Annotated in this window: 13 protein-coding genes and 1 pseudogene; 9 read left to right on the top strand and 5 right to left on the bottom strand. The window is 70.6% G+C overall.

Translation table 11 applies throughout. From position 1 onward, the window contains the following. Positions 1–145 precede the first annotated feature (145 nt). Positions 146–469: pseudogene (locus KN815_RS19510) on the top strand (LysR substrate-binding domain-containing protein); the annotation flags it as partial. 2 nt (positions 470–471) lie between these two features. Here KN815_RS19510 and KN815_RS19505 read toward each other — a convergent pair. Further along, positions 472–975 carry a MarR family winged helix-turn-helix transcriptional regulator gene (locus tag KN815_RS19505; protein WP_216343227.1) on the bottom strand — a complete coding sequence of 168 codons (504 nt, stop codon included), beginning with the start codon at positions 973–975 and terminating at the stop codon, positions 472–474. A 168-nt stretch (positions 976–1,143) separates the two neighbouring features. Here KN815_RS19505 and KN815_RS19500 point away from each other — a divergent pair, with 168 nt between their 5' ends. Genes KN815_RS19500 through KN815_RS19490 form a run of 3 tightly spaced genes read left to right on the top strand, consistent with a single transcriptional unit; the run spans position 1,144 to position 3,481 of the window. After that, complete coding sequence (locus KN815_RS19500; RefSeq protein WP_216343226.1) at positions 1,144–2,349, top strand: MFS transporter; 1,206 nt, start codon at positions 1,144–1,146, stop codon at positions 2,347–2,349. Positions 2,350–2,398: 49 nt separating this feature from the next. After that, positions 2,399–2,605 (top strand): heme-binding protein, encoded by a 207-nt coding sequence (locus tag KN815_RS19495; RefSeq protein WP_216343225.1) that lies wholly within the window; start codon positions 2,399–2,401, stop codon positions 2,603–2,605. Between the two features lie 51 nt (positions 2,606–2,656). Continuing rightward, positions 2,657–3,481, top strand: coding sequence for an aldo/keto reductase (locus tag KN815_RS19490; RefSeq protein ID WP_216343224.1), 825 nt, complete (start codon positions 2,657–2,659; stop codon positions 3,479–3,481). A gap of 68 nt (positions 3,482–3,549) precedes the next feature. On the opposite strand, the gene KN815_RS19485 is transcribed toward KN815_RS19490, so the two are convergent. After that, on the bottom strand, positions 3,550–4,089 hold the full coding sequence (locus tag KN815_RS19485; RefSeq protein WP_216343223.1) for a hypothetical protein: 540 nt from the start codon (positions 4,087–4,089) through the stop codon (positions 3,550–3,552). Positions 4,090–4,283: 194 nt separating this feature from the next. Beyond that, a complete protein-coding gene (locus KN815_RS19480; RefSeq protein WP_216343222.1) occupies positions 4,284–5,099 on the bottom strand; it encodes a LysR family transcriptional regulator in 816 nt (271 codons plus the stop codon). A 67-nt stretch (positions 5,100–5,166) separates the two neighbouring features. Between KN815_RS19480 and KN815_RS19475 the strand changes: the two genes are divergently transcribed. After that, on the top strand, positions 5,167–6,063 hold the full coding sequence (locus KN815_RS19475) for an NAD(P)H-binding protein (RefSeq protein WP_216343221.1): 897 nt from the start codon (positions 5,167–5,169) through the stop codon (positions 6,061–6,063). Next, complete coding sequence (locus KN815_RS19470; protein ID WP_216343220.1) at positions 6,060–6,749, top strand: SDR family NAD(P)-dependent oxidoreductase; 690 nt, start codon at positions 6,060–6,062, stop codon at positions 6,747–6,749. Before KN815_RS19475 ends, KN815_RS19470 begins: the two co-directional genes overlap by 4 nt. Positions 6,750–6,778: 29 nt before the next feature. Here the strand turns inward: KN815_RS19470 and KN815_RS19465 are convergent, their stop codons facing one another. Next, positions 6,779–7,918 carry an acyl-CoA dehydrogenase family protein gene (locus tag KN815_RS19465; RefSeq protein ID WP_216343219.1) on the bottom strand — a complete coding sequence of 380 codons (1,140 nt, stop codon included), beginning with the start codon at positions 7,916–7,918 and terminating at the stop codon, positions 6,779–6,781. 202 nt (positions 7,919–8,120) lie between these two features. Between KN815_RS19465 and KN815_RS19460 the strand changes: the two genes are divergently transcribed. After that, positions 8,121–8,561, top strand: coding sequence for an Lrp/AsnC family transcriptional regulator (locus tag KN815_RS19460; protein WP_078645399.1), 441 nt, complete (start codon positions 8,121–8,123; stop codon positions 8,559–8,561). A 14-nt stretch (positions 8,562–8,575) separates the two neighbouring features. Here KN815_RS19460 and KN815_RS19455 read toward each other — a convergent pair whose 3' ends face one another. After that, complete coding sequence (locus KN815_RS19455) at positions 8,576–9,058, bottom strand: MarR family winged helix-turn-helix transcriptional regulator (protein WP_216343218.1); 483 nt, start codon at positions 9,056–9,058, stop codon at positions 8,576–8,578. Between the two features lie 133 nt (positions 9,059–9,191). Between KN815_RS19455 and KN815_RS19450 the strand changes: the two genes are divergently transcribed. Together KN815_RS19450 and KN815_RS19445 are read left to right on the top strand one after the other, a co-directional pair. Continuing rightward, positions 9,192–10,256, top strand: coding sequence for an alkene reductase (locus KN815_RS19450; protein ID WP_216343217.1), 1,065 nt, complete (start codon positions 9,192–9,194; stop codon positions 10,254–10,256). A 54-nt stretch (positions 10,257–10,310) separates the two neighbouring features. After that, positions 10,311–11,201, top strand: coding sequence for an AraC family transcriptional regulator (locus tag KN815_RS19445; RefSeq protein WP_253209085.1), 891 nt, complete (start codon positions 10,311–10,313; stop codon positions 11,199–11,201). The last annotated feature ends 20 nt before the right edge of the window (positions 11,202–11,221 follow it).

Raw genomic sequence — 11,221 nt, 5'->3', positions numbered from 1 at the left:
TCTGCCTGTGGAGACGGTGTGAGACCTCAACGGGAGTCCTCCCGGACGGGGCGGTCGTCGGTGAAGCAGGAACCCCAGCGGGCAACCGCTGGAATCCCCCGCCTTTAAGCGGGGGAGGAAGTCAAGAAAGGTCCTTGCGAAGAGATGGCGGGACACCTTCGTCGCCGCGTGTGTCGCCTCGGGCTTCACGCCCGACATCCGGCTCGACGCCGCGGACCCGCTGACCGCACTCGGCCTGGTGGCCTCCGGTCTCGGGCTGGCGCTGGTGCAGAAGAGCATGGTGCGCGGGGCGACCGACGCCGTGGCGGTGCGCACACTTCCCTGGCATGAGGCGTCCGTTCACCTGTGGGCGGTCTGGCACCACATCGATCTGCGGCCGGTCGTCGCCTCGTTCCGCGAGACGGTGCTCTCCGACGAGCGGGAGCTGGACGCGGGGCCACCGCCCGGTGGGCTCGCCCCCGGGGTGTGAGATCAGCCGGGGAGCCCGCACCCCGGAATCCGGAGTGACGAAGCGTCAAGGGGCGATGCCTCCAATGACGCCACGGCCGCGACCAGGGTGGTGAGCCTGGGGTCCCGGCCGGCCAGGTCGAGCGCTTCGCGCAGGGCGCCTTCGTATGTCGGGCGGGCCTGGTGGAGCAGTACCAGACCGGCCTCGGTGACGTTGGTGTAGATCCCGCGCCGGTCGGTGCGACACAGGTAGCGGGAGAGGAGTTCGCGGTCCTCGAGCCGGGTGACCAGGCGGGTGGTGGCGCTCTGGCTGAGGGCGACGGCGTCGGCGACCTGCTTCATCTGGAGATGGCCGTTCTCCCCGTCGTGCTGTCGGCTCAGGACGTCCAGAACCGCGTACTCGCGGGCGCTGAGCCCGTGGCGGGTGTGAAGGGCCCCCTCGAGATGCGTCTCGATCCTGCTGTGCAGCAGTGACAGGGCGCACCAGCTCTGGGCGAGGGGAGTGGCGGCGAGGACCGGGGTGGTCATGGGTGCCTCCTGGGCGGGGCGGGGTGAGCCGGGACGGGGCGGGGGGCCCGCGGCGGTGACGGTGACGCGATACACAGCCTGAGCAATATAGCGCGCTTGCAATTAGTGTGCATGCAAGTATCGTGGACGCTCGTAAAGGGCGGTAGCAATCACTTGGAGTGAACTTTCATGCCCATCGCACTGCTGGCCCTCGCCATCGGGGCCTTCGGGATCGGAACCACCGAGTTCGTGATCATGGGGCTGCTGCCCGAGGTCGCCGGGGACTTCGATGTGTCCATCCCCACCGCCGGGTTCCTGGTGACCGGCTACGCCCTCGGCGTCATGGTCGGCGCACCGCTGATGACCGCGCTCGGTACGAAGATCTCCCGCAAGCACATGCTGATGCTGCTGATGGGGCTGTTCGTGGTGGGCAATCTGCTCTCCGCGCTCGCCCCCGCCTTCGGCGTGATGGCCGCGGGACGTATCGTCGCCTCCTTCGCGCACGGCGCGTTCTTCGGCATCGGATCGGTCGTCGCGGCCGACCTGGTCGCGCCCGAGAAGAAGGCCGGTGCCATCTCGATGATGTTCACCGGCCTGACCGTCGCCAACGTCGTCGGCGTGCCGCTGGGCACCTCGATCGGCCAGTCGCTGGGGTGGCGGACCACCTTCTACCTCGTCGCGGCGCTCGGTGTGGTGGGCCTGGTGGGCATCGCCCGGCTCGTTCCCGACATCCCCAAGCCGGAGGGTGTGCACCTGGGCCATGAGCTGGCCGCCTTCCGCAACGCGCAGGTGCTGCTGGCCATGGCGATGACCGTGCTCGGCTTCGGCGGTGTCTTCGCCGCGATCACCTACATCGCGCCGATGATGACCGAGGTCGCCGGCTTCGCGGACTCCTCCGTCACCTGGCTGCTGGTCCTCTTCGGGCTCGGCATGGTCGGCGGGAACCTCCTCGGCGGCCGGTTCGCCGACCGGGCGCTGATGCCGATGCTGTACGTATCGCTGGGCGCGCTCGCGCTGGTCCTGGCCGCGTTCACCTTCACCGCCCACAACAAGATCGCGGCCGCCATCACCATCGCTCTCGTCGGCGCCCTGGGCTTCGCGACCGTGCCCCCGCTACAGAAGCGGGTGCTGGACCACGCGGCGGGCGCCCCCACCCTCGCCTCCGCCGTGAACATCGGCGCCTTCAACCTGGGCAACGCGCTCTCGGCCTGGCTCGGCGGCCTGGTGATCTCGGCCGGACTCGGCTACACCGCCCCCAACTGGGTCGGTGCCATCCTCGCCGCATCCGCCCTGGCGCTCGCCGTCCTCTCCGCCGCCCTGGAGCGCCGCGACGCCCGCCACATCCACGACGGCGTCACCACCGAGCCGGCCCGTGTTCCGACCGCCCGGCACTGAGCTACCCGTCACCGAACAGCACCACCACCATCAAGGAGACCAACCCGCCATGAGCACCACCGTGACCGCCGTCGCCCCGCTGACCACTCAGGACGCCGAGGCTCTCCTCGAGGCCGCCCGCGCCGCCGCCGAGGCGGCCGGGGGTGGCGTCCCGGTCCACCGCGACGGCCGGGTGATCGGCGCGATCGGGGTGGGCGGCGGCGCGCCCGAGCAGGACCACAAGATCGCCACCACCGCGCTCGCGACTCTCGGCTGACCCCCAACCACCACACATACCCGTAGGCACAAGCGAACCGAGAAGGGCACCATGACCTCCGTACCCCACCTCACCCTCCACACCGGCCTGGAGATCCCGCAACTGGGCTTCGGCGTCTTCCAGGTGGCGGACGAGCAGACCACCGGCGCGGTGCGCTCCGCCATCGAGGCCGGCTACCGCAGCATCGACACCGCGGCCATCTACGGCAACGAGGCCGGGGTCGGCCGTGCCCTGGCCACCTCCGGCGTCCCCCGCGAGGAGCTGTTCCTCACCACCAAGCTGTGGAACGCCGACCAGGGATACGACTCCACCCTCGCGGCCTTCGACGCCAGCGTGGCCAAGCTGGGCACCGACTATGTGGACCTCTACCTGATCCACTGGCCCACCCCCGCCCGCGACCTGTACCTGGACACGTGGCGCGCATTGGAGAAGCTGCTGGCCGACGGCCGTACCCGCGCCATCGGCGTGTCCAACTTCCAGCCCGCCCATCTGCGGCGGCTGCTCGACCACAGCGGCGTGGTCCCGGTCGTCAACCAGATCGAGCTGCACCCCTACCTCCAGCAGGGAGAACTGCGGGACTTCCACGCCCGGCACAACATCGCCACCGAGGCGTGGAGCCCGCTGGCCCAGGGCGCCCTTCTCCAGGACCCCGCCCTCGCCGCGATAGCGCGGCGGCACGGCAGGACGCCCGCCCAGGTGGTTCTGCGCTGGCATCTACAGCTCGGGAACGTCGTGATCCCCAAGTCCGTGACCCCCGCCCGCATCCGGGAGAACATCGACGTCTTCGACTTCACCCTCACCCCTGAGGACATCGAGGCGATCAACGTCCTCGACCGTGGCGAGCGCACCGGGCCCGACCCCGACACCCTCAACTGACCCCGAGGCCCCCACGCGGGTGCCGGTGGTCTACGGCGACGGGGAGGCGGCGCGATGTGGCCGGGGCGCTACGACACGATGTGCAGGATCGCCGTGCCGTCCGCCCCGGCCGTCATCTGGATCACCACGGCGTCGGGCTGAGCGGCCGGCCGGGCCGTGTCCAGCCTTCCGCACACGTTGCTGCTGCCGTGGTCGCGCAGCACGGTGACGCACCCCTGGCCCGGACCGCCGGCCCCGCCCTGGGACCGGCCGTTGCCCGACTTCACCGTGTACTCGACCTTGTTCGGCCCGACCTCGGTCACCGACAGCGTCGCCGGACCGGCCGGGCTCTTGAACCGGACCGTCACCGGAGCGGACACCGCGATCTCGCAGTTGCCGTCCGAGCAGGCGGCGACAGCACTCCCGTACGCCGCCGACACGGAGGGTTTCGCCGAGGGGCTGCCACTGCCGGAGGAGTTTGTCGAAGACGGCGCGGAGCGGGACGCCGACGGCCGGCCATCGCGCGGGGGTGCCCCGTCGGTCTCGTCCGGGCCACCGCAGCCGGTCACGGCCACAGCGGTCAGCACCGTCAGCCCAAGACCTGCTCGTACCGATGTCCTCGCGGCCATGATGTCCCCCGTGTTCCGGCGTGTTCCGGTCGGTGCGTGCCAAGGTACCTGCCGCTCGCGCGATCGCCCTCGCAGAACGCCGATCCGGGTCGCGCGCCGCCTCGTATGCCGTAGTCCGCGCATCTGCCGCCGGTAGCCGAGGCCCTGTCCGGCGGATCTTCGCGGGCCCACCACGCCTGGCACGGCGCCCCCAGCTACCGCTGAGTGGCCCGCAGGGTCGCGGTGGCGATGTCCAGGAAGTCGCGCAGCACCTTCTCCCGCCGGTCCGCGAGGACGGCCAGGCAGGTCTCGACCGATGGGGCGTCCGTGACGGGGAGGTGGACGAGGTCGGGGCGGGAGTAGGACCGCGCGACGCTCAGCGGGACGAGCGCGATGCCCTGCCCGGAGGCGATGAGCTCGAACTTCTCCTCGAGCGACGATGTCCGCCGCGTCGGCGCGTCGAGCATCCGCTCACCGTCGAGGTCCGCGGAGGTGATCTCCTGACGGAAGGCCAGCGGATGCGTCGCGGGCATACAGGCGACCCTGGTCTCGTGGCCGATGGGGATGATGCGCAAGTCCGAGTGGTCGAACGGCCGCCGCAGATAGGCGACTTGGGCCCGGCCGTCCCGGAGCGGCGCGTCCTGCTCCCACCAGCGCACCGGGACGACATCGGTCTCGACGTCCGGGTGGCGCGATGAGAACGCCCGGATCGCCTCCGACACATGCAGCCCGGAGCAGAAGGCCACCACGAGCCGCTGGACGCCCCGATCCACGTCGTGCACGCTCCGCACCGCCGATGCGACGGTGGCGAGGATCCGCTGCGCCTCCTCGTAGAGCCGCTTCCCGGCGTCGGTCAGCTCCACGCTGCGGGTGGACCGGACGAGCAGAGTGCACTCCAGCTCCTGCTCGAAGGCCCGTATCTGGCGGCTGAGGACCGGCTGGGCGATATAGAGCTGCTCCGCCGCCCGGCCGAAGTGCCGTTGCTCGGCCACCGCGACGAAGTAGCGAAGCTTGCGCAGATCGAGATCCATGCCCTGAAGGTATCAATTGCCGGGAAGGGTATTGGACGCCCGCGGTGGCCGGCCCGAGACTCAAAGCATGATCGTCATCACTGCTCCCACCGGCCAGATCGGCGGCCGGCTGCTGGACATCCTGCTGGGCGAGGCCCCCGATCGCGGCGAAGAGCTGCGGGTCATCGTGCGCGACCCCGCGAGACTCCCCGAAGCGGTCCGCGCCCGGGTCGACGTCGTCACCGGCTCGCACGGCGACGCCGAGGTCGTCGACCGGGCCTTCGCCGGCGCCGACGCCGTCTTCTGGCTGGTCCCGCCGGACCCGCGGGCACCGAGTCTGGACACCGCGTACTCGGGATTCACCCACGCCGCCGCGAAGGCGTTCACGGCCCATGGAGTCGGACACGTCGTCGGCGTCTCGGCGCTCGGCCGCGGCACCCCCGTCGCCGGCCGCGCCGGGCATGTGACGGCGTCGCTGGCCATGGACGACCTCATCGCGGGTACCGGCGTGGCCTACCGGGCGCTCGCCTGCCCGTCCTTCATGGACAACCTGCTGCGGCAGCGGGCCTCGATCCGCGACGACGGCGTGTACACCGACACCGCCGCCCCCGACCGCACCGCACCGACGGCCGCCACCCGGGACATCGCCGCGGTCGCCGCCGGTCTGCTGCTCGACCGCTCCTGGACGGGGACGGGCGAGGTCCCGGTGCTGGGCCCCGAGGACCTCTCGGCGAACGACATGGCGCGCATCATGTCCGATGTGCTCGGCCGCCCGGTCCGCTACGAGCCCCGGTCGCTGGAGGACTTCCGCGCCGGATTCGCCGGACGCGGCCTCGGGGACGCGCTGGTGGAGGGCTACGTCAACATGGCGTACGCCAAGAACAACGGCCTCGACGACGGCGTGCGGCGCACCCCTCGGATCACCGGCCGCACGACCTTCCGCGAATGGTGCGAGCAGGTCCTCAAGCCGGAGGTGCAGGCATGAGCGCCAAGACCGCACTTATCGTCGGGGCGTCCCGCACCCTGGGACTCGCCCTCGCCACCGAGTACGCACACCGCGGCTGGAACGTCATCGGGACCGTCCGGGGCGATCGGCGCACCGGCCTGCACGACCTGGCCGAGGCGTCCGGCGGCCGGGTCACCGTCGAATCGCTGGACATGACGGAGCCGGAGCAGATCGCCGCGCTGCGCGAGCGGCTGGCCGAGCGCACGCTCGACCTGCTGTTCGTCAACGCCGGCATCACCCGGGGCAACATTCCGATCGGCGACGTGCCGACCGAGATGTTCGTCGAGGTCATGGTCACCAACGCGCTCAGCCCGATGCGCGTGGTCGAGTCCCTCCGCTCGCTGGTCGCGCCGACCGGGACCATCGGCGTCATGTCCTCGCGCCAGGGCAGCGTCGGCTTCAACACCAGGGGCGGTCAGGACGTCTACCGCGCCAGCAAGTCCGCCCTGAACCAGCTCATGCGCAGCTACGCCGCCCGCTACGCCGACGCCGCGCACACACTGCTGCTCATGTGCCCCGGCCATGTCCGTACCGAACTCGGCGGACCGGACGCACCGCTGACCATCGACCAGTCCATCCCGGGCGTGGTGGACACCATCGACCGCCACAGCGGCGAGCCGGGCCTGCGGTACCTCAACTACCAGGGCCAGACCGTGCCCTGGTAGTCGAGGTCGGGGCGGGGAACAGGGGCAGGTCAGTGGGCGAGCTGGCGGCTGATGATCAGCCGCTGGATCTGGTTGGTGCCCTCGAAGATCTGCATGATCTTCGCCTCGCGCATATAGCGCTCCACGGGGAAGTCGCGGGTGTATCCATAGCCGCCGAAGACCTGGACCGCGTCCGTGGTGACCTTCATCGCGGCGTCGGTCGCCGTCAGCTTGGCGACGCTCGCCTGGCGGGTGTACGGGCGTCCGTGGTCACGGCGGCGGGCGGCGTCCACGTAGGTGGCGCGCGCGGAGTCCACGGCGGCGGCCATATCGGCCAGCAGAAAGCCGAGCCCCTGGTGGTCGATGATGCGGCGGCCGAAGGTGGTGCGTTCGTGGGCGTAGGCGGTCGCGGCGTCCAGGGCGGCCTGGGCCAGCCCGGTGGCGCAGGCGGCGACGCCCAGCCGGCCGGAATCCAGCGCGCTGAAGGCGATCTGGAGGCCCTGGCCCTCGGCGCCGATGAGCCGGTCGGTGGCGAGGAGGGCGTCGTCCCAGAAGGCCGAGGTGGTGGGGATGGCGTGCAGGCCCATCTTGTCCTCGGGCCGGCCGAAGGTGAGACCGTCGGTGTGTCCGGGTGCGAAGAAGCAGGAGATGCCGTCGCTGCCCGGACCGGTGCGGGCGAACAGCGCGTAGAAGTCCGCCTTGCCGCCATGGGTGATCCACGCCTTGGCGCCGGTGATCCGATAGCCGTCGGGGGCCTTGTCGGCGCGGCAGGTCAGGGCCGCCGCGTCGGACCCGGCCTGCGGCTCGGACAGGCTGTAGCCACCGATGAGACGGCCGCCGAGGATGTCCTCCGCCCAGCGCCCGCGCTGGTCGGGGGTGCCGAACGTCAGGAGGGGGAAGGCGGCGAGGGTGTGGACGCTGGTCGCGATGGCGACGGCGGCCCAGCGGGCGGCCAGCTCTTCGAGGACCTGGAGGTAGACCTCGTAGGGCTGGCCGCCTCCGCCGGACTCCTCCGGATAGGGCAGACCCAGCAGCCCGGTCTCGCCGAGCAGCCGGAACAGCCCCTCGGGATAGCTCTCGGTGCGCTCGTGCTCCTCGACGCGGGGGGCCAGCTCCTTGTCGGCGATCTCGCGGACGAGGTCGAGCAGATCCTCCGCCTCGCGGGTGGGAAGCAGACGGTCGACAGGCATGAAGGGCGCTCCTGGGGTACGAACGGGGCGAGGTCTTCGGCGTTCATGGGTCAGGGCCTAGGACAGCAACACCCTCCGTGCGAGCACAAGTAAGTTGCGGTTGATGGCGAAGAAGACGCAAACTGTAGCGGCGATCGGCGGGTTGGACGAAAAGAATTTGCGCGGGATTAGCGGTGCACGCGGGGTGCGGAACGGAGTGGCGATGCCCGAGTTCGACGACGTGGACCGCCAGTTGCTGCGCATGCTGCGCGAGGACGGCCGGCGCACCTTCTCCGAGATGGCACCCGAGGTCGGGCTGTCGGTGGCCGCGGTCAAGCGTCGCGTGGACCGGCTCAAGGACAGCGGGGTCATCAAGGGCTTCACCGTGCAGATCGACCACACCAAGCTCGGCTGGGGCATCGAGGCGTTCGTGGAGCTGTCCTACACCGGTACGACACCGGTCGGGGAGATCGTCCGTACCGCCTATACGGTCCCCGAGGTGCAGGCCGTCTTCACCATCGCCGGCGACCCCGACGCCCTGGTGAACGTCCGGGTGCGGGATATCGAGCATCTCCAGCAGGTCATCGACGCCCTGCGCCGGGTCGGACAGGTCACCGGCACCAGGACGCTGATGGTGCTGGGCTCCTGGACCCGCAATGACTGACCGCTGATCACGGGCTAGGCGTCGGGGGAGTCCTCTTCGCCGGGGGCGAGGTTCTTCTCGACCTTGGAGAGGATCCTGGCGAAGGCTTCGCGCTCCGCGTCATCCAGCCCGTCCAGGATGTGCTCCTCGAGTTGCCCCCAGACCTCCGCGACCTTGGGCCGCAGGGCGTAGCTCTCCTCCGAGGCCCGGACGAGCATGACGCGCCGGTCATGCGGATCGCGTGCGCGGATGACATACCCGCCCTGCTCCAGCCGCCGCAGGGTCAGGGTCACGGTCGACGGATCCAGGTCGAGCGCCCTCGCCAGCTCCGACTGACGGACCGGTCCGGCATCCCACAGGGCCATCATCAGGAATTCCTGGCCGGAACAGAGGCCGGTCGGGCGCAGCAGCCTGCCACCGGCGAGGCGGTGCAGGCGGGCAACGCGCGCCAGGGTCTGGCTGACGGCGCCGCCGTATCCGTCCTCCGTCGCTTCGGTGTGCGGGAGCTCTGTGGTCATGGGGGCAAGGCTATCGTGGCCGACCAATCATTGGTCAGCCAATTAATGCGTTATGGTGGCTCTCCGGCGGGATCGTTGGCCGACCAATGATCTCGTTGTCCGCCGTCATGTCCATCAATCCGCGGGAGCCGTTGTGACCACACCCTTCGATCCGATCGACCTTGCCGGGCTGCGCCTCCGCAACCGCCTGGTCATGCCCGCCATGGGGCGCGCCCGTGCCTTCGGGCCCGGCGGTACGGCCACCGACTCGATGGCGACGTACTACGCGCAGCGGGCCACCGCCGGTCTGATCGTCACGGAGGGGTCATGGCCGTCGGTGGTCGGCCAGGGCTTCCCCCACACCCCGGGGCTGCACAGTGCCGAGCAGATCGCCGCCTGGCGCCGCGTCACCGACGCGGTGCACGCCGCGGGCGGCACGGTCTTCGCCCAGCTCGCACACGTCGGCAGGATCGGCGACCCCGAGCTTCTGCCCGAGGGGCTGGCGCACGTCGCCCCGTCGGCCATCGCCGCACCCGGCCAGTTGTTCACCGTCCACGGCATGAAGGACTTCAGCGCCCCCCGCGCGCTGACCTCCCAGGAGGTGCGGGAGACGATCGCGGATTTCGCCCGGGCCGCGCGCAACGCCGTGGAGGCAGGGTTCGACGGGGTCGAACTGCACGCCGCCTACGGCTACTTGATCCACCAGTTCCTGGCGCCCAGCTCCAATCTGCGCACCGATGAGTGGGGCGGCTCGGTCGAAGGCCGGGTCCGGTTCGCGGCGGAGGCGGTCGCGGCCGTGTCAGCGGCCATCGGGGCACAGCGCACCGGGATACGCGTCTCGCCCGGCATTCGCTACAACGGAATCGAGGAGCCCGACCTCGAGCCCACGTACGCCCATCTCGTCCGCCGGCTGAACGAGACCGGCCCCGCCTATCTGCATGTCGTCGAAAGCTCCCGCGATCTGACCAACCTCCTCCGCAAGGAGTTCTCCGGCACCTTCATCCTCAACCCCGCGACGGACGGATTCACCAGCGCGGCGGACCTGACCCTCATCGAGGACGGCACGGCCGACATGCTGTCCTTCGGCGCGCTCTTCCTCGCCAACCCCGACCTGCCCGCCCGGCTGCGAGCGGGCGGCCCGTACAACACACCCGATACGGCGACCTACTACGGCGGCACCGACCAGGGATTCATCGACTACCCCTCCCTGGACGACTGAGGGACGGCTCAGGGACGGAACGCCCTGTCCGCTCCGGCCATCGGTATGCTCGATATGGTGTGCGACGCTCCAGACTTCGACCTCGAGCCGTATACCGGATTCGACGCCAACCCCTATATCGAGCGGACGTTCAGCAGTTGGGACAGCCTGGGCTGGCGGTCGCTGCTGCTCCAGCGGTTCCATCACACCGCGCGCGTGGAGCGGATGGCACTGCCCGCCACCGAGGATCTGCATCTGGTGCTGACGGTCGCGGGCGACGCGTCGATGGAGATCCACACCGGTGGACGCTGGCAGCGGCGGCACTGGATGCCCGGGCAGGTCGACATGGCCCTGCCGGGCGTGGCGTCGGTGCGCCGCTACCGGTCCGTGGTCCCCTTGCGGACCCTTCAGGTGCACATTCCACGCGTCACCGTCGCCCGTACGGTAGAGCAGTTGGGCGGGGCGGGCATCGACTATGAGCGGATGGCCGCCGCGGTGGCCTCGGGGGACCCGCTTATCGAACACACCATGCGGTCGCTGGGCGCGGCCGGTGCGGCCGAGGACCTGTACGCGGAGTCCGCGGCGACGTTTCTCGCCGTGCATCTGCTCAGCGGCGGTGTCCGGCCGCCGAAGGTGAGCCGGGCGAGCGCCGAAGGGCCCTGGGTGCACAAGGCCGTGGCGATGATGCGGGACCGGCTCGGCGGCCCGTTGACGGTGGCGGACCTGGCCTCCGAGGCCGGCTTCAGCGTGTACCACTTCATCCGGGTGTTCAAGGAGGCCACGGGCCAGACGCCGCACCGCTACCTCACCCGGCTGCGGGTCGAGGAGGCGCAGCGGCTGCTCGGCGCCGGTGGGCTGACCGTCGCCCAGGTCGCCACGCGATGCGGATTCGGCAGCCCCGGCTCACTGTCCACGGCGTTTCTGCGGCATACGGGGGTCCGGCCGTCGGCCTACCGCAATCGGTGATCCCTGTACGGCAATCGCGC

Source organism: Streptomyces niphimycinicus (assembly GCF_018883605.1).
Classification (GTDB): domain Bacteria; phylum Actinomycetota; class Actinomycetes; order Streptomycetales; family Streptomycetaceae; genus Streptomyces; species Streptomyces niphimycinicus.
The sequence above is the reverse complement of the archived record's forward strand: the minus strand, read 5'-3'. Positions and strand labels throughout refer to the sequence as shown.